This is a genomic window from Mesorhizobium sp. M0698, from assembly GCF_040320455.1.
Classification (GTDB): Bacteria; Pseudomonadota; Alphaproteobacteria; order Rhizobiales; family Rhizobiaceae; genus Mesorhizobium.
Genome location: NZ_JAMYPQ010000002.1, coordinates 402,337 through 423,920, shown reverse-complemented (window position 1 = coordinate 423,920; position 21,584 = coordinate 402,337). Strand labels below are relative to the sequence as shown.

The 21,584-nt window shown below is 62.5% G+C and carries 19 protein-coding genes; 16 read left to right on the top strand and 3 right to left on the bottom strand.

The window, feature by feature from the left end; translation table 11 throughout:
- Positions 1-129: 129 nt before the first annotated feature.
- From NKI16_RS06675 to NKI16_RS06650, 6 genes are all read left to right on the top strand, one after another.
- Positions 130-1,965 carry a M3 family oligoendopeptidase gene (locus tag NKI16_RS06675; RefSeq protein WP_352641179.1) on the top strand — a complete coding sequence of 612 codons (1,836 nt, stop codon included), beginning with the start codon at positions 130-132 and terminating at the stop codon, positions 1,963-1,965.
- A 391-nt stretch (positions 1,966-2,356) separates the two neighbouring features.
- Complete coding sequence (locus NKI16_RS06670; RefSeq protein WP_352620394.1) at positions 2,357-3,145, top strand: helix-hairpin-helix domain-containing protein; 789 nt, start codon at positions 2,357-2,359, stop codon at positions 3,143-3,145.
- A 155-nt stretch (positions 3,146-3,300) separates the two neighbouring features.
- A complete protein-coding gene (locus NKI16_RS06665; RefSeq protein ID WP_352588086.1) occupies positions 3,301-4,452 on the top strand; it encodes an aminodeoxychorismate synthase component I in 1,152 nt (383 codons plus the stop codon).
- Positions 4,401-5,063 (top strand): aminotransferase class IV family protein, encoded by a 663-nt coding sequence (locus tag NKI16_RS06660; protein ID WP_352620392.1) that lies wholly within the window; start codon positions 4,401-4,403, stop codon positions 5,061-5,063. The genes NKI16_RS06665 and NKI16_RS06660 overlap by 52 nt, the downstream gene beginning before the upstream one ends.
- A 17-nt stretch (positions 5,064-5,080) precedes the next feature.
- Entirely contained in the window at positions 5,081-5,368 is a 288-nt protein-coding gene (locus NKI16_RS06655; protein WP_352454072.1) for a YciI family protein, read from the top strand.
- Positions 5,365-6,303, top strand: coding sequence for a heme-dependent oxidative N-demethylase family protein (locus tag NKI16_RS06650; RefSeq protein ID WP_352568133.1), 939 nt, complete (start codon positions 5,365-5,367; stop codon positions 6,301-6,303). Before NKI16_RS06655 ends, NKI16_RS06650 begins: the two co-directional genes overlap by 4 nt.
- Before the next feature lie 98 nt (positions 6,304-6,401).
- On the opposite strand, the gene NKI16_RS06645 is transcribed toward NKI16_RS06650, so the two are convergent.
- A complete protein-coding gene (locus NKI16_RS06645; protein WP_352568134.1) occupies positions 6,402-6,845 on the bottom strand; it encodes a DUF6640 family protein in 444 nt (147 codons plus the stop codon).
- Between the two features lie 158 nt (positions 6,846-7,003).
- Here NKI16_RS06645 and NKI16_RS06640 point away from each other — a divergent pair, with 158 nt between their 5' ends.
- From NKI16_RS06640 to NKI16_RS06610, 7 genes are all read left to right on the top strand, one after another.
- The gene (locus tag NKI16_RS06640) at positions 7,004-7,453 is read left to right on the top strand and encodes a substrate-binding domain-containing protein (RefSeq protein WP_352620390.1); all 450 of its coding nucleotides are present in this window, start codon (positions 7,004-7,006) and stop codon (positions 7,451-7,453) included.
- A gap of 447 nt (positions 7,454-7,900) precedes the next feature.
- Positions 7,901-9,346 (top strand): homospermidine synthase, encoded by a 1,446-nt coding sequence (locus NKI16_RS06635; RefSeq protein ID WP_352568136.1) that lies wholly within the window; start codon positions 7,901-7,903, stop codon positions 9,344-9,346.
- A 186-nt stretch (positions 9,347-9,532) separates the two neighbouring features.
- The gene (omp10, locus tag NKI16_RS06630; protein ID WP_023720183.1) at positions 9,533-9,907 is read left to right on the top strand and encodes an outer membrane lipoprotein Omp10; all 375 of its coding nucleotides are present in this window, start codon (positions 9,533-9,535) and stop codon (positions 9,905-9,907) included.
- Between the two features lie 190 nt (positions 9,908-10,097).
- Entirely contained in the window at positions 10,098-12,125 is a 2,028-nt protein-coding gene (locus tag NKI16_RS06625; protein WP_352840216.1) for a 5'-nucleotidase C-terminal domain-containing protein, read from the top strand.
- A gap of 150 nt (positions 12,126-12,275) precedes the next feature.
- Complete coding sequence (hemH, locus tag NKI16_RS06620; RefSeq protein WP_352576121.1) at positions 12,276-13,340, top strand: ferrochelatase; 1,065 nt, start codon at positions 12,276-12,278, stop codon at positions 13,338-13,340.
- Positions 13,341-13,471: 131 nt separating this feature from the next.
- A complete protein-coding gene (locus NKI16_RS06615; protein ID WP_352568140.1) occupies positions 13,472-14,422 on the top strand; it encodes an SPFH domain-containing protein in 951 nt (316 codons plus the stop codon).
- Between the two features lie 10 nt (positions 14,423-14,432).
- Positions 14,433-14,897, top strand: a complete 465-nt coding sequence (locus NKI16_RS06610; RefSeq protein ID WP_352620378.1) for an NfeD family protein — start codon at positions 14,433-14,435, stop codon at positions 14,895-14,897.
- 7 nt (positions 14,898-14,904) lie between these two features.
- Here NKI16_RS06610 and NKI16_RS06605 read toward each other — a convergent pair whose 3' ends face one another.
- Positions 14,905-15,906 (bottom strand): KpsF/GutQ family sugar-phosphate isomerase, encoded by a 1,002-nt coding sequence (locus NKI16_RS06605; RefSeq protein ID WP_023675389.1) that lies wholly within the window; start codon positions 15,904-15,906, stop codon positions 14,905-14,907.
- Between the two features lie 177 nt (positions 15,907-16,083).
- On the opposite strand from NKI16_RS06605, the gene NKI16_RS06600 reads away from it, so the two are divergent.
- Positions 16,084-17,823 (top strand): outer membrane beta-barrel protein, encoded by a 1,740-nt coding sequence (locus NKI16_RS06600; RefSeq protein WP_502896702.1) that lies wholly within the window; start codon positions 16,084-16,086, stop codon positions 17,821-17,823.
- A 132-nt stretch (positions 17,824-17,955) separates the two neighbouring features.
- Here NKI16_RS06600 and galU read toward each other — a convergent pair whose 3' ends face one another.
- Positions 17,956-18,861 (bottom strand): UTP--glucose-1-phosphate uridylyltransferase GalU, encoded by a 906-nt coding sequence (galU, locus tag NKI16_RS06595; protein ID WP_023675387.1) that lies wholly within the window; start codon positions 18,859-18,861, stop codon positions 17,956-17,958.
- A 207-nt stretch (positions 18,862-19,068) separates the two neighbouring features.
- Here galU and NKI16_RS06590 point away from each other — a divergent pair, with 207 nt between their 5' ends.
- Both NKI16_RS06590 and NKI16_RS06585 read left to right on the top strand, forming a co-directional pair.
- Positions 19,069-20,295, top strand: a complete 1,227-nt coding sequence (locus NKI16_RS06590) for a lytic murein transglycosylase (RefSeq protein ID WP_352568143.1) — start codon at positions 19,069-19,071, stop codon at positions 20,293-20,295.
- A gap of 26 nt (positions 20,296-20,321) precedes the next feature.
- A complete protein-coding gene (locus NKI16_RS06585; protein WP_352620376.1) occupies positions 20,322-21,569 on the top strand; it encodes an SGNH/GDSL hydrolase family protein in 1,248 nt (415 codons plus the stop codon).
- The last annotated feature ends 15 nt before the right edge of the window (positions 21,570-21,584 follow it).

Below are 21,584 nucleotides of genomic sequence, written 5' to 3'. Positions count from 1 at the left end.
GAGAATGCGCCCTATGGATCATCTTGGCACAGGGTTCTAAATAAGCTTTCAAAAAACCCGGTGAATGAATTCCTTAGGATTTGACCGGCTTCTCGTTTCCTCGAATTTTTGTGTCTGGAAGGATCGGCAATGCGCATGGTTTTTGCTCGAAAGCTGGCGGCGGCGCCCGGTCAGGGCGTGGCGGAGCTTGGCGACCTGCCGGAATGGAATCTGGCCGATCTCTATTCGGGCATGGAAGCGCCCGAGTTGAAGCGCGACATCGCCAAGGCCGCCGTCGATGCCATCGCCTTCGAGAGCCGTTGGAAAGGCACGCTCGCCGCCGAGGCCGGGCGTGGCAGCGCCGGCAGGCTTGGCGAGGCGCTTCAGGCCTATGAAGCGCTGGAGGAGCTGATCGGCCGGATCGTCTCCTATGCCGGGCTTGTCTATGCCGGCAACACGTCGGATCCGCAACGCGCCAAGCTCTATGGCGACATCCAGGAAAAGATGACCGATGCCAGCGCGCACCTGCTGTTTTTCGCGCTCGAGCTGAATCTCATCGACGATAGCGCGATCGAAACCGCACTCGCCGCCGATCCCGCCTTCGCCCACTACCGGCCCTGGGTGCTCGATCTGCGCAAGGACAAGCCCTATCAGCTCGAAGACCGCATCGAGCAGCTCTTCCATGAAAAATCGATCACCGGGCGCGGGGCCTGGAACCGCCTGTTCGACGAGACGATGACCGATTTGCGCTTCGACGTCGACGGCGAGGAGTTGACACTGGAGCCGGCACTCAATCGCCTTCAGGATGCCGACGGCGAGGTGCGCCGCCGGGCATCCGAGGCGCTGGCCACGACCTTCCGCAAGAATTTGCGCGTCTTCACGCTGGTCACCAACACGCTGGCCAAGGACAAGGAGATTTCCGACCGCTGGCGCGGCTTCGAGGACATTGCCGATTCCCGCCATCTCGCCAACCGCGTCGAACGCAGCGTGGTGGATGCACTCGCCGCCGCGGTTCGCGACGCCTATCCGCGCCTGTCGCATCGCTATTACGCGATGAAGGCGCGCTGGCTTGGCATGGAGGTGATGAACCACTGGGACCGCAATGCGCCATTGCCCGAGACCCCACAGGCGGTCATCGGCTGGGACGAGGCCAAGAACACCGTGCTTTCCGCCTACCAGCGCTTTTCGCCCGACATGGCGGAGATCGCCAGAACTTTCTTCGACCGCAGCTGGATCGATGCACCGGTGAGACCTGGCAAGTCGCCTGGCGCCTTTGCCCATCCGACCGTGCCTTCGGCGCATCCCTATGTGCTGCTCAACTACATGGGCAAGCCGCGCGACGTGATGACGCTGGCGCACGAGCTCGGCCACGGCGTGCACCAGGTGCTGGCCGGCGGCCAGGGCGCCCTGATGGCATCGACGCCGCTGACGCTGGCCGAAACCGCATCGGTGTTCGGCGAAATGCTGACCTTCCGCTCGCTGCTCGAGCAGACCACCGACAAGCGCGAACGCAAGGCCATGCTCGCCCAGAAGGTCGAGGACATGATCAACACGGTCGTGCGCCAGATCGCCTTCTACGAGTTCGAGCGCAAGGTGCATGCCGAGCGCAGGAGCGGCGAACTGACCTCCGACAAGCTCGGCCAGTTCTGGTTGGAAGTGCAGGCGGAAAGCCTCGGGCCGGCGATCAAGCTGCGCGAGGGGTACGAGGTTTTCTGGACCTATATTCCGCATTTCATCCACTCGCCTTTCTACGTCTATGCCTACGCATTCGGCGATTGCCTGGTGAACTCGCTCTACGCGGTCTACCAGAACGCCGAGCGCGGCTTTCAGGAGAAATATTTTGCCATGCTGCGCGCCGGCGGCACCAAGCATCATTCCGAGCTTCTGGCGCCGTTCGGCCTCGACGCGGCCGACCCTGCCTTCTGGCAGATTGGGCTTGGCGTGATCAGCGGACTGATCGACGAGCTGGAAGCACTGGACAATTGATGCGCAACACTGGGTGATGCGCAACACCGGATGACCGGGTTTTCCAGAACAGTTTAGCAGCAATGCATATTGGCGATGGTTCTATTCTTGTCTTGGTTATTTGTTCTTAAATAACTTTCCATGGAAGTTTTTCGTTAGATTCCCGTAAGCTGTATGATAGCGTCCGCCCTCAAGCTCAGCCGGGCACGAATGGATCCGGTCGGAAAATCCCGACCTGTCATGGCGTGTCGGCGGATGCGACAACGGCTGTTGGCCAGGGGCAAACCGGTCGCCGACGGCTCGATCGAAGCCGGCTGTTCTGCAAATTGCGGAACCACCATCGAATGGTCCTTCGCCGAGGTCATGGCTCTACAGGCCAGGGCGGACGGATCGGACTGGAGAGAGAAAGACAATGGGCACTTTTTTCTACATGCTCCTGGCGTTCCTGGTAGGTGTGTTGGTTGGCTGGTTCATTTGGGGACGCCTGCGTGGCGAACTCGACAGTTTGCGCGGCGAGCTAGACCGCACGCGCAGCGAACGCGACAGATTGCGGGCCGATAGCGACCGTCTGACCGGTGAGTTGGATGCATGCGGCCGCGCCCGCGCCGATCTCGAACGCCGGCTGGGCGAGGCGAAAACCACCCAGGCGCCAACCGCGAAGGCGGCAACAGCCAAGGCGCCAGCCGCCAAGACCGGCGCGACCAAGGCGGCGATGCAGGCGCCGTCAACGCTGATGTCGACATCCGCACCGGCCAAACCGGCGCCGAAGAAATCTGCAACGGCGAAGGCCGCGACCGCGCCACGCGCAAGTGCCGCGAAAACGGCAACACCGAAACCGCCTGCATCGAAAGCGAGCGCCGCGCCGACGACCGCGCCAGCGGCAAGCAAGGCCGCGCCATCTGCAAAGAAAGCCGCGACCGGCAAGGCAACAGCCACCGCGGCAGGCAAAGCCAACGATCTGCGTCGCCTGATCGGCATCGGCCCGACCAACGAGCGGCTGCTCAAAGGGCTTGGGGTCACGACCTATGCCCAGATCGCCGCCTGGACGCCCGACGATGTCAAGCGGATCGAGGCGACGTTGAATTTCGACGGCCGCATCGAACGTGAACGCTGGATCGAGCAGGCGAAACTGCTTGCCGCCGGCGACGAAAAGGAATTTGCGCGCCGCTTCCCGACCGCGGGAGAAGCCAGCAACACCTGATCCATCGCAGGCGGCATCTGGAACAAGGCGGCGCCCTCGGGCGCCGCTTTTGTTTTTGCCGCCGCGCCTTTGCGTCTTGAGACGCCGTTCCCTCGATTGCGCACGGTCGAGCCCCCATATAGATCGATCGCTGGTGACCGCAGCATCCGAGCCTTATGTCCCTGCCCCTGCCCTTTGCAATTTTCAGGAACGACGAGACCGCGCGGCAGCTCGTTTTCGACCGGCCGGCCGAGATAATCGCAGCGCATGGCGAGGCGGATTTTTTGCCGGCGCTGGAAGCCGCGCAGGCTGCACATGACGGCGGCAAATGGCTGGCCGGTTATTTCTCCTACGAGGCCGGTTACCTGCTCGAACCCAAGCTCGTTCCGCTGCTGCCGGCCGGCCGCCGCGCCCCGCTTTTCTGCCTCGGCGTGTTCGATGCGCCGGTCGAGGAGACGGTCGCGCCAGGCGATCTGCCGGCTAGCAACGGCCCAATCTTCGACGCCAAGGCAGCCTGGTCTTCGGACGACTACGCCAAACGCTTTGCCAGGCTGCATGACCACATCCGCAAGGGCGACTGCTACCAGGGCAATCTGACCTTTCCGGTCCATGCGCAATGGTCGGGCGATCCGCTGGTCGCCTTCAACGCGCTGACCGAACGCCAGCCGGTGAAGTATGGGGCCCTGGTCGCGCTCGGCGATCCGATCGTCTTGTCGCGTTCGCCCGAACTGTTCTTCGAGGTGGACGCGGAAGGCATGATCGAGACGCATCCCATGAAGGGCACCGCGCCGCGCGGGGCAACAAAAGCCGAGGACGATCGCCTGAAAGCGTTCTTGCGCAACGACGAGAAGAACCAGGCCGAGAACCGGATGATTGTCGATCTCCTGCGCAACGATATTTCACTGATCAGCGAGGTTGGCACGCTCGATGTGCCGGAGCTTTTCCGCATCGAGAGCTACCCGACCGTCCACCAGATGGTGAGCCGTGTGCGGGCGAAACTCTTGCCCGGCCTCGCCATCCGCCAGATTTTCGCCGCGCTGTTCCCCTGCGGCTCGATTACCGGCGCACCGAAGATCCGCGCCATGGAGATCCTGCGCGAGCTGGAAAGTGGCCCGCGCGATGTCTATTGCGGCGCCATAGGCTGGATCGCGCCCGGCGGCCGGATGCGCTTTTCCGTGGCGATCCGCACCATCTCGCTCTTTGCCAATGGCGAGGCGGTCTACAATGTCGGCGGTGGCGTCGTCTTCGATTCGACAGCCGAAGAGGAGTACCAGGAGTGTCTGCTGAAAGCCCGTTTCGCGACGGGAACACTGCCGATTTCGAACTGATCGAAACAATGCGCTGGGAACCCGGCTCGGGTTTCCTCCGTTTCGACCGCCATCTCGCGCGGCTCTACGGCTCGGCAAGCGAACTCGGTTTCGCCTGCGATCCGCAAAGGGTCGGCGAAGCACTGATGAATGCGGTCGGCCCCCAGCACATCGCATTGCGCACTCGCCTCGTCCTGTCGCGCAAGGGCGAAGTCGCGGTTTCGGCGCAGCCTTACGAGCCGCTCGCCGCAGACAAGGTCTGGACACTTCAACTGGCACGGGTGCGGCTTGATTCGAGCGACACGCTGCTGCGTCACAAGACCAGCCGCCGACAACCCTATACGCGCGCCCGCGCCGAATATCTCGCCAGCCGCGCCGACGAGGTGCTGCTCGCCAATGAGCGCGGCGAAATCTGCGAGGGCACGATCACCAACGTCTTTGCCGATTTCGGCGACGGCGTGCTGGCCACGCCGCGGCTCGATTGCGGCCTGCTGCCTGGCGTCCTGCGCGGCGAACTGCTGGATCAAGGCCGCGCCGGTGAAGCGCTCTACACGTGGAACGAACTGCAATCGGCCAAGGCGCTGTTCGTCGGCAACTCGCTGCGCGGATTGATCCCGGCGCGGCTGGGCTGAAGCATCTGGAGACAACAATGTTCGTGGTTTCGCTGAACTACAAGGTGCCGCTGACCGAGATCGACTGCCTGCAGCAAGCGCATGTCGAGTGGCTGAAGGCCTGCTATGCGCAAGGTATCTTTGTCGCCTCCGGGCCAAAGCGGCCAAGGACCGGCGGCATCATCATCGCGCGCGGTCCACGCGAGGAACTCGATGCCAGACTGGCGGACGATCCCTTCGCCAAGGCAGGTGCCGCCGATTACGAAATCACCGAATTCACGGCGAGAATGGCCGCCGCCGCACTGGAAGCCTACAAAGAAGCATGAGTTTCCGCACACCGACCCACACACCCTATGACGGCTCGTCGAAACTGTTCACCATCGGGCTGAAGCCGCTCAATCTCGATAGCTGGATCGAGGTCGACGAATATCTGCTGCCCTATCTTGCCGAGAAACGCCGGCTTTACGCGGAAATTCCCGACAAGGTTTTTGTCGAGGAGCAAGCAACGCGCGACGCCCAGCGCGAAGTGCTCGATCTGCTCGGTGCGCATCTGGCGGCGAACTTTCCTGAGACCCACAGGCGTACCGACAATGCGATCGAGGCGATCGGCGGCACCGACGATCTCGAAGGCTCGGGCACCGCAGCTTCTTTCAGCGATGCGCCGCTTGTCGCGGCCTCGCTGCTTGTGCAGGAGGATTTGATCCTGATGCGCCGCGACGACAGCGGCTGGCGTCTGGCGGCCGGCTCGCTCTGCTTCCCCTCGTCATGGTCGCTGATCGAAAAATTCGGCAAGCCGCTGCAGCAGATCCACGCGCCGGTACCGGGTTTCGGCCCGGGCACACGCCCGGCCGATCTCATCAACCGCATGTTCGACGGCCTCCAGGGCCAAGCCGTCGAGCGCTACAACTGGTCGATCCAGGCGGGCGACGCGCTCTACCATCCGCTCTCCAACCTCGAACGTATCGACCGCGCCAGCAGTCGCCCGTCGAGATTCCCGGACGGCGACATCGACGCCCATGTCTTTATCCGGGTCGAGCGGCAGACGCTGAGAAAGCTCCCCGTTTCGGGCGACGTACTCTTCACCATCCGCATCCATCTCGACCCGCTCGCCGTGCTGGAACGCCACCCCGACCGCGCGGCGCTCGCGGCGTCCTTGGCCGAACAACTTCTGGCGCTGGACGAGGCACAACTCGACTACAAGGGGATGACCGCCGACCGTGACCGGCTGGTCGCGTGGCTCAGGGCGCTGGCGCTGTCCTAGAGCAGTTCATCGTCTCACGGAAACGCCGAACCGCTCTATCTCTTTGTTTCTGCGCAATCCCGGACGGAAAACCGTTTCACACCTTTCCTGGAATTGCCCTAAATCGCAGCCAGGCCCAGCAGCAGGATCGCGGACATCGCGGTAAAGACGGTGACGTTGACGTCCCACCGCCAGCCCGCCGGTCCAAACGGCGGCCGGAACGGCAGATAGCCGTTCTCGTCATACAGCACGCCGCCATAGATCGGCCGCGAGAGCATGGCCGCGAAGAATGCTCCATACATAGCCGCGGCCAATCCCCCGGCGAGATAGAGCCGCTCGGCTTCGAGTTGTCCCTTGATCCAGATAAGTCCGAGCGCAATCAGCGCCACTCCGGTGTAGCTCAGCACCTGCCAGACGACATGAAACCGGGCGTGTGGGGTCCACAACGGATTGGTTGCATGTGTGGCGTTCAAGTCGGCTTTGATCGTCGCTACACCGTAACCCACAGTCGCGACGCTTAGCAGAATTCGAGCAAGCAGATGACTGTCATAAGCGAGTTCCATCGCATTTTCCTCCCCTCACGCCGGAACGACTTGAATGGCACCCTGGGCACAGAAGAGCTGCCCATCGGCCAGCCGCGCATAATTATGGACGATCCCCTGCCATCCTTTCGGTGCGACGGACTCCCGGCCCACCGATTGTCCACGTGCCCGGACAGGCAATGCGCCCGCTTCTGGCCGGCTTCCCGCTCGACGATGAAAGGCTCGACGGTTTCAAACAGGGTTTGGCGGAGGCGAATTTGTCGATCGACGATGTCCCGATCCTCGAGACGATCCCAGGCGAGCCATCTGCCGGAGCAGTGGTGTTCGACAGGGCGCCTGAAGCAACCGCGATCCTGACCATGTCGGATTGGCAGGCGATCACAATACTGGACGAGGCGGTTCGCCGCGGCATCGGCGTGCCGGGCCACGTATCGGTCGTTGGCTTCGATGGGACTGCTGAATCCGCACGCACCACGCCTCCGATGACCACTGTGGCGCAAGACGTGATCGGAAAAGGCAGGCTTGCCGCCCGAATGGTTATTGACAATGAAGCCCCCCGCCAGGTCGTTCTGCCGGTAGAACTGGTGGTTCGAGCCTCCACAGCCGCGCCGAGGGCAAAAATCCGCTGAAACGCGCGGATGCGCCATCCGCATCTGGGGCGGCGCTGGCAGCGTCTTTTCGCTGAGCAGCGTCTGGCACTGAACGGGGCACAACTTGACTATAAGGGCCTGACAGCCGACCGTGACTGTCGGCGGAAGACAACTGTAACTTGTGGCTTGGGGGAACAATGATCCAGCATCTTGGCAGGCCGGTCACGTTCATGGCCGCGATCCTGGTACTGTCGATAGCAGCTGAGGCGGAGCCGAGGCCTGCGCCGACGATCTGCTGGACCTGCCGGTCTCCGAGGCACGTGACCTCTTCAAGCCTGAATTCGCAAGACTGGTCGAGCCGTAGCCGGGATGGCGCGGTGTAACGCCGGCCGTCCGCTTTTCGCTTTATTGTGACAATGATCTATGGTTTGTCGCGCCGCGGCCAAGCCGCTGTTCCGAAGCGTTTTTTGAGGGAGTAATCGATAAATGGCGAATGAAAACTGGCCCGTTTACGGTGAGATCACCGGCCCTGTCGTGATGATCGGCTTCGGCTCGATCGGACGGGGAACGCTGCCGCTGATCGAGCGCCATTTCAAATTCGACAAGTCGCGCATGACGGTCATCGACCCGCGCGACGCCGACCGCAAATTGCTTGACGAGCGCGGCATCACTTTCATGCAGGATGCAGTGACCAAAAAGAACTACAAGAAGCTGCTGACACCGCTTTTGACCAATGGCGGCGGCCAGGGCTTTTGCGTCAACCTGTCGGTCGACACTTCCTCGCTCGAGTTGATGAAGCTCTGCCGCAAGCTTGGTGTCCTCTATATCGACACGGTGGTCGAGCCCTGGCTCGGCTTTTATTTCGACGAAAAGGCCGACAACGCCTCACGCACCAACTATGCGCTGCGCGAGACCGTACGTACTGAAATCGCGAAGAGCCCGGGCGGCACCACGGCGATCTCGTGCTGCGGCGCCAATCCGGGCATGGTCTCGTGGTTCGTCAAGCAGGCACTGGTCAATCTCGCCACAGATCTTGGCTTCGACTTCTCGGAACCCGCGCAGCACGATCGCGAAGGCTGGGCCAGGCTGATGAAGAAGGCCGGCGTCAAGGGCATCCATATCGCCGAGCGCGACACCCAGCGCACCAAGAAGCCCAAGCCGATGAACGTGTTCTGGAACACCTGGTCGGTCGAAGGCTTCATTTCGGAAGGGCTGCAGCCGGCCGAGCTCGGCTGGGGCACGCATGAGGCGTGGATGCCGAAGAACGCCAAAAGCCACAAGAACGGTTCGAAGGCCGCTATCTATCTGGAGCAGCCCGGCGCCAATACACGCGTGCGCACATGGTGTCCGACGCCCGGCCCGCAATACGGTTTCCTGGTGACACACAACGAAGCGATCTCGATCGCCGATTTTTTCACCTTGCGCGGCAAGAAGGGCAAGGTGCAATACCGGCCGACCTGCCATTACGCCTATCATCCCTGCAACGACGCAGTGCTGTCGCTGCACGAGATGTTCGGTGTCGCCGGCAAGGCTCAGCCCGTGCATCACGTGCTCGACGAAAATGAACTGGTCGATGGCGTCGACGAACTCGGCGTGCTGCTCTACGGCCACGCCAAGAACGCCTACTGGTACGGCTCGCAGCTATCGCTGGCCGAGGCGCGCAAGCTGGCGCCCTATCAGAATGCTACGGGCATGCAGGTCACGTCGGCGGTGCTGGCCGGCATGGTCTGGGCGCTGGAAAATCCCGAGGCCGGCATCGTCGAAGCCGACGAGATGGATTACAAGCGCTGCCTCGACGTGCAGAACCCATATCTCGGGCCGGTCAGGAGCTATTATACCGACTGGACACCGCTCGACAATCGGCCTGGTCTGTTTCCCGAGGATCTCGACACCAAAGACCCGTGGCAATTCCGCAACATCCTCGTTCGATAGCAGCGTTGCCTCGACACTCCGCCAGCTTGCAATCGCCCGGAAATCGGGCGATTGAAGAGGGGCGGCCTAGAGCGACGTGCGTCCATTTGGACGCACAAAGTACGCTCTAGCACTTTGAATGTGCGCATCGTGCTTTCCGAAAATCGGATCGATTTTGGGCCGATGCGAGAGGAGAGGATCTTGAAGATGACGATTGCGCAAAGACTGCTTTCGGCTGGCATTGCCGCGGCCGCTACGGTCGCGTTGGCGGCCTGCACGACAACCGGCCCAGGCGAGCCGCCGGTGATCACCGCCAAAGGGGTTGAAGGCTCCTGGATCGACGCGCAGGGCACGGGCTTGTCCACCTTCAAGGGCGGCAGCTTCGCGACCGTCGCAACCGACACCGGCCAGAAGCTTGCCGATGGCAGCTACACCATGACCGGCGGCACCTCGGTCGAGATCCATGGCACTTCGCTGATCCGCCAGACGCCAATCAGCTTCAACTGCTTGATGGTCTCCACCAGCCAGCTCAATTGCACCAGCGCGAGCGGACAGAATTTTGTGCTGACCAGGCGCACCTGAAATCCGATTCCGAATTTACTTTGCACAAGGGCGGCGGCTTCAAGCCGCCGTCTTCTTGCGCCGGCAAAGCTGATGCCGATTTCCGCTTGCATCGACTGAAACGCGATGTGAACATAGCCCAAGAGGGCTGTTACATCCCAGTCAAACAAGAGCGTTAAACGCCTCTGGTCAAGTTATCCGGGAGACGAGAATGAAGAAGATTGCTGCCATCGCCGCGCTGTCGGCATCGGCGCTTGGCCTGTCGGCAGGGGTATCCTTTGCCGACTACACGCTCAACATCCTGCACATCAACGACTGGCATAGCCGCATCGAGAGCAACAACAAGTACGAATCGACCTGCTCGGCCGAGGAGGAGACCAAGGGCGAATGCGTCGGCGGCGCCGGCCGCCTGGTCACCGCGATCGCGCAGGAGCGCAAGAAGCTGGAAGGCCAGAACGTGCTGCTGCTCAGCGCCGGCGACAATTTCCAGGGCTCGCTCTTCTACACGACCTACAAAGGCAAGACCGAAGGCGAATTCCTCAACCAGATGAAATTCGATGCCGAGGCTCTCGGCAACCATGAGTTCGACGATGGCGAGTCGGCGCTGGCGCCGTTTCTCGACATGATCAAGTTTCCGGTGCTCGGCGCCAATGTGAAGGCCAATGCGCAATCCAAGCTCGGCGACCGCGTCAAGCCGTCGATCGTGGTCGAGGTCGGCGGCCAGAAGATCGGCATCGTCGGCGCGGTCACCAACGACACGCCGGAGCTTGCCACCCCTGGCCCGAACATTGCCATCGAAGACGACGTCAAGTCGATCACCGCTGAGGTCGAGAAACTGAAGCGAGAGGGCGTCAACAAGATCATCGCGGTCACCCATATCGGCTACAAGCGCGAGCGCGACGTGATCGCCAAGATCCCGGGCATCGACGTGGTGGTCGGCGGCCACAGCCATTCGCTGCTGTCCAACACCGACCCCAAGGCGGAAGGCCCATATCCGACGATGGTCGACAATCCGGACGGTTACAAAGTGCCGGTCGTGCAGGCGGCGTCCTATTCGAAATATCTCGGCGAGTTCAAGGTCGTGTTCGACGACAACGGCGTCGTCAAGGAGGCAAGCGGCGATCCCATCCATCTCGACAAATCGATCACGCCCGACCCCGCCGTGCTTGCCCGCATCAAGGAACTCGGCGCGCCGATCGAGGCCTTGAAGAACAAGGAAGTCGCCGAGACCACCAAGGCGATCGACGGCAGTCGCGAAAACTGCCGTGCCCGCGAATGCGAGATGGGCAATCTGGTCTCCGACGCCGTCCTCGACCGGGTCAAGGGCCAAGGTGTCGAGATCGTCATCTCGAATGGCGGCGGCTTGCGCGCCTCCATCGACCAGGGCACGGTCACCATGGGCGAGGTTCTCACCGTTCTGCCGTTTCAGAACACGCTGGCGACCTTCCATATCTCCGGCAAGGATTTGGTTGCCGGCCTCGAAAGCGGCCTCAGCCAGGTCGAGGACGGCGCCGGGCGCTTCCCGCAGGTTGCCGGCCTGAAATATGCGTTCGACAAATCGGCGCCGCCTAACGGACGCGTCAAATCGGTCGAGGTCATGGAAGGCGGCGCCTGGACGCCGATTAAGCCGGACAAGGATTACCTGGTCGCCACCAACAACTATGTCCGCCAGGGCGGCGACGGCTACAAGGTGTTCGCCGAGAAGGCCAAGAACGTCTATGATTACGGCCCGGGGCTTGAACAGGTCGTCGCCGACTACCTAGGCGCGCACCGGCCCTATACGCCGAAGCTCGACGGCCGCATCACCGAGATCGCCGCGACCGTGGCGCCGGCCGCAGAACCTGCCAACCCTGCCGAACCGCCAAAACCTGCTGAGGCTGCGCCGGCAAAGCCTGCTGAGCCGGCAATGCCCGAAATGCCGGCCGGCTCTGGCGACATTTCCAAGACGCCGCCGGCCGTCCCGGCTGAAACAGCGCCGGCACCCGCACCCGCCGAGCCGGCCCAGCCGGCGGCACCTGCGGCTCCGGCCACACCGGCTCCGGCGACCCCTGCTCCGGCTGAGCCGGCACCGGCCGAAAGCAGCCATGTAATCGTCGCCGGCGATACCTATTGGGATCTCGCGGTGAAGGCTTATGGCGACGGCACCAAATGGAAAATAATCTCCGATGCCAACAAAGCCTACGAGCCACGCCGCCTTCCGGTCGGCGCAACCTTGACGATCCCGGCGGCCTCGAAGTAATCCGGCCGCAGGAACGCAATGCACCCGCCCGGCAGACCGGGCGGGTGTTGCATTTCTGGGATAAGGTGCGGCCAGACGCAGCATTTGAAAACCGGCGCGGCATCGCTACTTTCGCCGCGGCACCGTTGGTTCGCGGTGTTGGAGAACCTCATGACGCTTGCCAACCCTGCTGAAATCAAAGCCGAGAAGACTGCCGCCTCGCCGTCGGCAGGGCGCCCTCTGGTCAGGACCGGCAAGGTCGGTGTCATGCTGATCAATCTCGGCACCCCGGACGGCACCGGCTTCAAGCCGATGTGGCGCTACCTCCGGGAGTTCCTGTCCGATCCGCGCGTCATCGAGCTCAACAAGGCGATCTGGTATCCGATCCTCTACGGCGTGGTCCTCACCACCCGGCCGAAGAAATCAGGGGCCAACTATGCCAGGATATGGAACCGGGAGCGCAACGAGTCGCCGCTGCGAACCTACACCCGCGCCCAGGCCGAGAAGCTCGGGCTCGCGCTCGGCGAGCTACCCAATGTCGTCGTCGACTGGGCGATGCGCTACGGCAACCCTTCGACCGAGAGCGTGGCCGAGAGACTGGTCGAGCAAGGCTGCGACCGCATCCTGTCTTTCCCGCTCTATCCGCAATATTCGGCGACGACGACTGCGACTGCCAACGACCAGCTGTTTCGCGCGCTGATGAAGATGCGCCGCGCCCCGGCCATTCGCAGCGTGCCACCCTATTACAACGAGCCGGCCTATATCGAGGCGCTCGCCCGTTCGATCGAAAAGCATCTGGCGAGCCTCGACTTCGAACCGGAAATTGTCATCGCTTCCTATCACGGCATTCCGAAACCCTATTCCGACAAGGGCGACCCCTACCAGGCCCATTGCCTCGAGACGACCCGACTGCTGCGCGAAAAGCTCGGCTGGGATGAAAACAAGCTGATTACCACCTTCCAGTCGCGCTTCGGCGCGCAGGAGTGGCTGCAGCCCTACACCGACAAGACGGTCGAAAGACTAGGGCGCGAAGGCGTGAAATCGGTCGCCATCGTCAATCCAGGATTTTCCGTCGACTGCATCGAGACGCTGGACGAGATCGGCAGGGAAGCGTCCGAGACCTTCCATCATGCCGGCGGCGAAAAGTTCGCACACATCCCTTGCCTCAACGACAGTGCCGAGGGCATGGCGGTGATCGAGGCGATGGTGCGGCGCGAGCTGTCCGGCTGGGCCTGAACAGATCACCCGTCTATGCACCCGCAATCCGTGATCACCTGATTGTAACATTGCTGAAACACACTTAAGTGTTTGATGGGAATCGGTCGCGTGGAATATCCAACATGGCCGGCCTTTGAGGGGAGAGCCAAATGGGTTTCAGTGGTTTTGATATCGCGCTTCTTGTTCTTGTCGCCCTTGTCGTGCTGGTGCTTATCAAGGGCATCCGAACAATTCCGCAAGGCTATAATTATACCGTCGAACGTTTTGGCCGTTACACCAAGACATTGAACCCAGGCCTCAACCTGATCGTGCCTTTCGTCGACCGTGTCGGCGCCAAGATGAACATGATGGAGCAGGTGCTCGACGTTCCGACGCAGGAGATCATCACCCGCGACAATGCCACCGTTGCCGTCGATGGCATCGCCTTCTATCAGGTGCTCAACGCGGCGCAGGCCGCCTACCAGGTCTCCGGCCTGCAGAATGCGATTCTCAATCTCACGATGACCAACATCCGCACCGTGATGGGCTCGATGGACCTCGACGAACTTTTGTCGAACCGCGACGCCATCAACGAGCGCCTGCTGCGCGTCGTTGACGAGGCGGCGCATCCCTGGGGCATCAAGATCACTCGTGTCGAGATCAAGGACATCAACCCGCCGGCCAATCTCGTCGAATCGATGGGCCGACAGATGATGGCCGAGCGCAATAAGCGCGCGCAGATCCTCGCCGCCGAAGGCCTCAAGCAATCGCAGATCCTGGAGGCCGAAGGCCGCAAGGAAGCCGCCTTCCGCGATGCCGAGGCGCGCGAGCGCTCGGCCGAGGCTGAAGCACGCGCCACGCAGGTGGTGTCGGAGGCGATTTCCAAAGGCGACGTGCAGGCGCTCAACTACTTCGTCGCGCTGAAATACACCGAAGCGCTGACCAAGATCGGCTCAGCGACAAATAGCAAGCTCGTGCTGATGCCGATGGAGGCCTCATCGCTGATCGGCACGCTCGGCGGTATTGGCGAAATCGCCAAGGAAGTTTTCCGAAGCGAAGGCACCGCCGGTGCCGCACGACAGGCCGCCCGCCCGCCGGTCGTTCGTCCGAGCGAAACCTGAGGCCACAGCCATGCTCGACCGCATTGTTTCCGAACTCGGCCCGTGGAGCTGGATGGTCCTCGGCTTCGTCCTGCTGGTAATGGAGGTCATCGCGCCGGGCATTTTCATGCTGTGGATCGGCATTGCCGCGCTGTTGATCGGCGTCGTCTCACTGCTCATCTGGGATGCCGGTTTCTGGACCTGGCAAGTCCAGGTCCTCGCCTTCCTCGCGCTGTCGCTGGTCTCGGCCTATGTCGGCAAGCGGCTGGTGGGCGGGCGCCATGATGAAACCGACCAGCCCCTTCTCAACCGTCGCGGCGCACAGATGGTCGGCCGGACGGCGACCCTTGCCGAGCCGATCAAGGACGGGCGCGGCCGCGTAAAGCTGGGCGACATGTTGTGGCGCGTCTCCGGCCCTGACCTGCCGGCCGGAACGCAAGTGCGCGTGACGGGCGCCGCTGATACCGACCTGGAACTGACGGTCGAGGCGGTCTAGAAGCCCGCTAGGCAGCACCGATGCGCAGCAGGTCGTGCAGATGGACGAGCCCAATCGGCCGCCTGCCTTCGACCACCATCAGGCTGGTGATAGCCGAGTCGTTGATCGTCTGCAGCGCCGTCGCAACAAGCGTGTCGGGCGCGGCCATTTTCGGCTCTCTGGTCATCACCTGATCGACGCTCATTGCCAGGAGATCGCTGCCGATATGGCGCCTGATGTCGCCATCGGTGATGATGCCGATCAGCTTGCCGTCCGCGGCAGTCACGGCCACACAGCCAAACCCCTTGCGCGACAATTCGAGGATTGCCTCGCGCATGCCGGTACCTGACGACACCAGCGGCAGCCTGTCGCCGACATGCATGATCTCGCGGATCTGCGTCAGGTTGGCTCCGAGCTGGCCGCCGGGATGGAACGTGCGGAAATGGTCCGGGGTGAAGCCGCGTGCCTCGAGGAGCGCGATGGCCAGCGCATCGCCCATCACCATTTGCAATAGTGTCGAGGTCGTCGGCGCAAGCCCGTGCGGGCAGGCTTCCGGTGCTCGCGGCAGCAGAAGCACAACGTCGGCCGCGCGCGCCAGAGCCGATTTTTCACCCGCGGTGACCGCGACCAGCGGGATCGAGAAGCGCCTCGAATAGGCGATGATGCCCTTGAGCTCAAGGCTTTCGCCCGACCACGAAAGCGCGATTATGGCGTCGTTTCTGGCGATCATGCCAAGGTCGCCGTGATTGGCTTCGGCAGGGTGGACGAAGAAGGCCGGCGTGCCGGTCGAGGCGAGCGTTGCGGCGATCTTCGAGCCGATATGGCCGCTTTTGCCGACCCCGGTGACGATGACGCGGCCATCGATCTGCGACACCATGCCGACGGCTCGTGCGAACGGCTCGGCCAGCCCGTTTTCGAGAGCGTCTGCCAGTGCCGCGACGCCGGCCTGCTCCGTCGCCACGGTTCTCAGCGCCGAGGCAATCGCGGCCTGCCCGTCATGCCGCTTCCTGTCTGGGGATTTCACGTCCATGGACGATGCGATTAGCGCTTCGGCGCGCGCCTGTCCAACGGAATTGCCGTCCCGAACCTCCTGACGGGCTATGCCTCAACGCTCCGTTAACCATCCCCATTTACGGTTTCGTAAGTATGGCGCGCGTGCGCCGCGCAAGCAGTGGTGCCGATGTCCGGGTTTCAGCCTCAAAACAAAATGGGACGAAAGGGCAAGGCGGTCTGCGCTTTGCTGCTGGCAACCAGTGTCTTTGCGTTGTCGCGGCCGGCACTGCTTTGCGCCCAGGAAACCGAGCTGCGCGGCGAGGTTTCGGAATCGACAATCCTGGACGACCAGCAGTACAAGATCAGGCAATCGAGCATAGCCGGAACCCAAGCCGCGCAGGCTGCTGCAACCGCCAACGACAATACGCCGCTGCCTACCTATCGCCCGGCCAGCCAAGGGGCGTTGCCTGACGACGGCACGGGCGAGGCGGCCAAAACCGGCGGCACTTTCGATCAACCAGCGGCCATCGGCGATCCATTTCCCGACAACCCTGCTCCGCCCCCCCGACGGCGGCCAAGCGCGACGCAACGCGCCGCCAATGCGGCCAACGCCGAAGACGAGACCGCTGACAGCCAGAAGCGCAAGAGAACCGCGACTGCAGCCGCGGCGGCGACCGACGACACCGATACCGCCGCCATAGACGAGCAGGATACGGTCAACCGCCGTGCCGTCACCATCGATTCCGCCGAGAGGCTCAAGCTCGACCCTGGCGCCGAGCGCACCGAAGCCATCGAAGGCCAGGACAACAAGAACGAGGACGACCCGTTCGCCGCCACCGGCATCAAGCTCGGCTCCTTCGTGATCCGGCCGACGCTCGAGCAAGGCCTGACGTCTTCGACAAACGCCGATTCGAGCAGCCTCGGCAAGCCGGCCTTGCTGTCGGAAACGACGCTGCGCTTCAACGCCGTCTCCGACTGGCGGGAGAATTCGGCGACGGTTGAGGGCTATGGCATCTTCCGCGAAACCTTGTCCGGCTATGACATTCACGAGGCGCAAGGCCGCGTCGACGGCACACTCAACATCGATCTCGACAATGATCTGCGCGCCATCGCCAAGCTGGGCTATGAGGCCTTGCCCGAATCGGCCTCGGCGCCGGACGCGGTCGTCGGCGCCGTTGGCCAGCCGGTGCGCCAGACCGTGAACGGCAGTCTCGCCGTCGAGAAGGATGCCGGCAAAATGCGCTTCGCGCTGACTGGCGCGGTCGAGCACGACATCTTTGGCGACGCCAAGCTTTCGTCGGGCGGATCGCTGTCGCAGAAGGGCCGCGACTCGACGCTCTACACGGCCATTTTGCGTACCGGTTACGAGATCTCGCCTGCCATCACCCCGTTCACCGAAATCGAGATCGGCCGGCGCGCTTATGATTTGCGCGTCGATCCAAACGGCTTCCAGCGCTCCTCGACCAGGCTTGGCGCACGGGCCGGCGTCGAGCTCGATCTCCGCGAGAAGCTTAGCGGCGAGTTCTCGGTCGGCTGGCTGCGCGAAGCTATCGACGACGATGCCCTGCCGGCTATTTCGGGCGCGACGGTCAATGCCGATCTCAAATGGTCGCCGGAACGCGGCACCACGATCGGGCTCACCGCACAGACGACCGCCGAGAACACGACGAATGCGGGCGAAAGCGGCGACATGCTCTATTCCGGCAGCCTCACCGGCGAGCGGCAGATCCGCGCCAACCTGACCGGAAATGCCGCTCTCGGCCTTGAATGGCGCGACTATACCGGCTCCGACGATCATGATTTGACGCTGAGCGCCGAGGCTGGGCTGACGTGGTGGCTGAACCGCTACACCGGGCTCACCACCCGCGCCAGGACTGAAAAACTGACCAGCAACCTGGTTGGGCGCGACTACACGGCCAACAGTATCTTCGTCGGCTTGAAGTTGCAGCGCTAAATGCATGTCGCGCAAAAGTGTGCAGCGGTTTTGCGATAACGACTTGCGTAAAACAAGAACCTAAAGCGCGTCGCATGAGGCCGGTCGAACGCGGCGCGCTTTAGCCGATCAGCGCGGCAACCGGTGTTGAAACTACAAGGCTACGCCGCGGCGTTCTGACGGCGCGAGTTCGTCGAGAAGCGTGCGAATGACACCGGCCATGCTGGCATTCATGTCTCTGCGCCACAGTGCGAAGGCAACGTTGGCCTCGACGAAGCCTTCGGGCGAGCCGCAGTCGAACGTCCGCCCGCGGTAGTGGTAGCCGTAGAAGGACTGTTGCTTCTGCAGCTTCAGCATTGCATCGGTGAGCTGGATCTCGTTGCCGGCGCCTTTTTCCTGACCTTCGAGTATCTTGAATATCTCCGGCTGCAGGATATAGCGCCCGTTGATGTAGAGGTTCGACGGCGCCGTGCCGGTCTTCGGCTTTTCCACCATGCCGGTGATGCGGAAACCGTGATGCGCGTCCTCGCCGCGGCCGACAATGCCGTATTTGTGCGCCTCGGCCGGATCGCATTCCTGCACGGCGACGATGTTGTTGCCGGTCTCGGCGTAAAGCTCGACCATGTCCTTCATGCAGCTTTTTTCCGACTGCATGATCATGTCGGGCAACAGCAGCGCAAAGGGCTCGTCGCCGACGAGCTCGCGCGCGCACCAGACGGCGTGACCAAGGCCGAGCGGTACCTGCTGGCGGGTGAAGCTGGTCTGCCCCGGCGCCGGCTGCAGCCGCTGCAGGCGGGCGAGCTGGTCGTCCTTGCCGCGCTGCGCAAGCGTGTCGTAGAGCTCGAACTGGACATCGAAGTGATCCTCGATGACCGCCTTGTTGCGGCCGGTCACAAAGATGAAATGCTCGATCCCGGCTTCGCGCGCCTCATCGACCACATACTGGATGACCGGCCTGTCGACGACCGTCAGCATTTCCTTGGGAATGGCCTTGGTGGCGGGGAGAAAGCGCGTGCCGAGACCGGCAACCGGGAACACTGCCTTGCGAACTCTCTTCATGTGCCAATTATCCATTTGCATGACTGTTCGGCAATCCCGATTCGAGACATTTTCATGCCGAAATCGAGGATTACTGAACGGCGGGTCAGAAATCTCAGCTGGTAAAGCATTGACGCATCTTTTCACCCCGGACGACACCTATGGTAAACCAAATGCTAACCGGGTTCGGCGATGAATAGTCTTCCTGAGATGAAGAAGGAGGAAAAGATGTCCGTTCGCAACGCCGCAAGGCGCTTCACCAGCGTCCTGACGGCCGCCAGCCTCTCGCTTGCCTTGCTCATGCCCAGCGGGTCGGCTTTTGCCGATGCCGGCTTCCGCCAATGGGTCGCCAGCTTCCGTGCTACCGCCGTGGCGAGCGGCGTTTCCGGCTCCGTCTACGACCAGGCATTCAAGGGCATCAACGATGCTGACCCGGTGGTGCTGGAAAAGGCCCGTACTCAACCCGAATTCACCGCACCCGCTTGGGATTATTTCGACAACCGCGTCCATGACCAGTCGGTCGCCGTCGGCCAGCAGATGGCAAGGAAATGGAAGCCTTGGCTGGACAGGATCGAGGCAAGATACGGCGTCGACCGCTACATCCTGCTGGCCATCTGGTCTATGGAATCTAACTACGGCGAAACCCTCAAGCGCGATGATATCATGCGCAATGTGGTGCGCTCGCTGGCGACGCTTGGTTATGCCGACCCGAAGCGAGCGAAATTTGCCCGCACCCAACTGATCGCGGCGCTGAAGATCCTGCAGACCGGCGACATCGACGAAAGCCATCTCAGCGGCTCATGGGCCGGCGCGATGGGCCATACCCAGTTCATCCCCACCAGCTACCAGTCCTATGCGGTCGATATGGACGGCAACGGCAAGCGCGACATCTGGAATTCGATTCCCGACGCACTGGCGACAGCCGCCAATTTGCTGAGGAAGAACGGCTGGCAGGCAGGCAAGACCTGGGGTTATGAGGTCAGCCTTCCGGACGGCAAGAAGCTGCCCGGAGGCTCGAAGTCGCTGTCGCAATGGCAGGCGTTGGGGGTCAGCCGTGCCAACGGCAGGCCGTTCAAGAACGGTGCGGACAAGGCGACGTTGAAGCTGCCCGGCGGCCGCGGCGGGCCGGCTTTCCTGATGATCAAGAATTTCTCGGTCATCAAGCGCTACAACAATGCCGACAAATATGCGCTCGCCGTGGGCCTTCTTGCCGACGAAATTGCCGGCTATGGCGGGCTTGTGCAGGACTGGAAACGACCGTTTACCAAGCTCTCCTTCGAGGAAAGGCAGGAGCTTCAGAAGCGACTTTCCGAGCACGGCTATTACGACGGCAAGTTCGACGGCAAGATCGGTGACGGATCGAAAACCGCCATCATGGCCTTCCAGGCAAAGGCTGGCTTGACCCAGGACGGGTATCCGAGCAAGGAAGTGCTCAAATGGCTCAGGCAGAACTAGAGCCGGTTGCGGGATGGAGAGGGTGATTGGTTTCGGCTGCGCGCATCCGGTTAATCGTTCGTCGCGTGCCGATCCTCGTTCTGGCGATCGCCGTTCTGGCAGTCGGCTCCGCCAGTGCCTTTCATACCGCGGCCATGGCGCAGGAGCCGGAAAGTCGTGGCTGGTCGCTGCGCGACCTGTTGTTTCCGCGCAGAAGCGAGCGGTTTGAGCAGCCGCCGCCCGAATTCCAGAGAGAATTCCAGAGAACAAAGCCCAGGCCCAAGCTGAGAAAGCCCCGGTCAGTTCGCCGGCCGCCGCCGGCCGAGCCGACAACCCCGGTGGCCGAGAAGGCGCCGGATGCACGCGTCGTTCTGGTGGTCGGCGATTTCATGGCGTCTGGGCTGGCTGAGGGGCTCGACGCCGCCTTTGCCGAGAACACCGGCGTCAGGATCGTCGTCCGTGCCAACGGATCGTCCGGCTTCGTGCGTGACGATGTCTACAACTGGCCAGACCAGGTCAAGTCGCTGATCGCCGCCGAAAAACCGGCAGCCGTCGTCGTCATGCTCGGATCCAACGACCGGCAGCAGATGCGCGTCGGCGATGTGCGCGAGCAGCCGCGATCCGAAAACTGGACCAAGGAATACGAGCGCCGGACCGAAGCGTTCGGCAAGGCCATCGCAGCAACCAAGGTGCCGTATCTGTGGGTTGGCATGCCGGCCTTCCGGGTCTCGAAAATGACCTCCGACATGCTGGCCTTCAACGACATCTTCCGCTCGTCCGCCGAAAGCCACGGCGGCGAATTCGTCGACGTCTGGGACGGGTTCGTCGACGAGAACGGCGCCTTCATCACCAGCGGACCGGACATCAACGGCCAATCGGTGCGCCTGCGCTCCGACGACGGCATCAACATGTCGAAGGCCGGCAAGCGCAAGCTCGCCTTCTATACCGAAAAGCCGCTGATGAAGATCCTTGGGCTGGCCGCGCCGGGAAGCGTGGTCCCGGTTTCTGCCCCGGCCGGCGCTCCCGTCGAGGCGCCGTCACCTGCTGCCGCACCGATAGCTGTCGATCGCACCGTGCCGATGCTGCTCAGCGATCCGGCGCTGGACGGCGGCTCGGAACTTCTCGGCGCCGCCCCGCCGGCAAAAGCGGACAAGCATTTGCCGGGCGAAAGGCTGGTAATCGAGGGCAAGGCGCCCGACGCCTCACCGGGCCGTGCCGACGATTTCTCGTGGCCACCCAAGACACAGCCTGCGACGGCGGCCGCATCCGATACGACGACGGCGATCCGCCAGTAAACAGAACCTCTTCGG

What these genes read in the sequence shown, in the direction of transcription:
- NKI16_RS06645 (WP_352568134.1), bottom strand. Translation starts at nt 6,845, where the DNA reads ATGGAACTCGCTTATGACAGTCATCTGCTTGCTCGAATTCTGCTAAGC.
- NKI16_RS06610 (WP_352620378.1), top strand. Translation starts at nt 14,433, where the DNA reads ATGCTCGACCGCATTGTTTCCGAACTCGGCCCGTGGAGCTGGATGGTC.
- NKI16_RS06665 (WP_352588086.1), top strand. Translation starts at nt 3,301, where the DNA reads ATGTCCCTGCCCCTGCCCTTTGCAATTTTCAGGAACGACGAGACCGCG.
- NKI16_RS06590 (WP_352568143.1), top strand. Translation starts at nt 19,069, where the DNA reads ATGTCCGTTCGCAACGCCGCAAGGCGCTTCACCAGCGTCCTGACGGCC.
- NKI16_RS06600 (WP_502896702.1), top strand. Translation starts at nt 16,084, where the DNA reads ATGGGACGAAAGGGCAAGGCGGTCTGCGCTTTGCTGCTGGCAACCAGT.
- NKI16_RS06615 (WP_352568140.1), top strand. Translation starts at nt 13,472, where the DNA reads ATGGGTTTCAGTGGTTTTGATATCGCGCTTCTTGTTCTTGTCGCCCTT.
- omp10 (WP_023720183.1), top strand. Translation starts at nt 9,533, where the DNA reads ATGACGATTGCGCAAAGACTGCTTTCGGCTGGCATTGCCGCGGCCGCT.
- NKI16_RS06640 (WP_352620390.1), top strand. Translation starts at nt 7,004, where the DNA reads ATGCGCCCGCTTCTGGCCGGCTTCCCGCTCGACGATGAAAGGCTCGAC.
- NKI16_RS06675 (WP_352641179.1), top strand. Translation starts at nt 130, where the DNA reads ATGCGCATGGTTTTTGCTCGAAAGCTGGCGGCGGCGCCCGGTCAGGGC.
- NKI16_RS06650 (WP_352568133.1), top strand. Translation starts at nt 5,365, where the DNA reads ATGAGTTTCCGCACACCGACCCACACACCCTATGACGGCTCGTCGAAA.
- NKI16_RS06605 (WP_023675389.1), bottom strand. Translation starts at nt 15,906, where the DNA reads ATGGACGTGAAATCCCCAGACAGGAAGCGGCATGACGGGCAGGCCGCG.
- NKI16_RS06655 (WP_352454072.1), top strand. Translation starts at nt 5,081, where the DNA reads ATGTTCGTGGTTTCGCTGAACTACAAGGTGCCGCTGACCGAGATCGAC.
- NKI16_RS06670 (WP_352620394.1), top strand. Translation starts at nt 2,357, where the DNA reads ATGGGCACTTTTTTCTACATGCTCCTGGCGTTCCTGGTAGGTGTGTTG.
- hemH (WP_352576121.1), top strand. Translation starts at nt 12,276, where the DNA reads ATGACGCTTGCCAACCCTGCTGAAATCAAAGCCGAGAAGACTGCCGCC.
- NKI16_RS06625 (WP_352840216.1), top strand. Translation starts at nt 10,098, where the DNA reads ATGAAGAAGATTGCTGCCATCGCCGCGCTGTCGGCATCGGCGCTTGGC.
- galU (WP_023675387.1), bottom strand. Translation starts at nt 18,861, where the DNA reads ATGAAGAGAGTTCGCAAGGCAGTGTTCCCGGTTGCCGGTCTCGGCACG.
- NKI16_RS06635 (WP_352568136.1), top strand. Translation starts at nt 7,901, where the DNA reads ATGGCGAATGAAAACTGGCCCGTTTACGGTGAGATCACCGGCCCTGTC.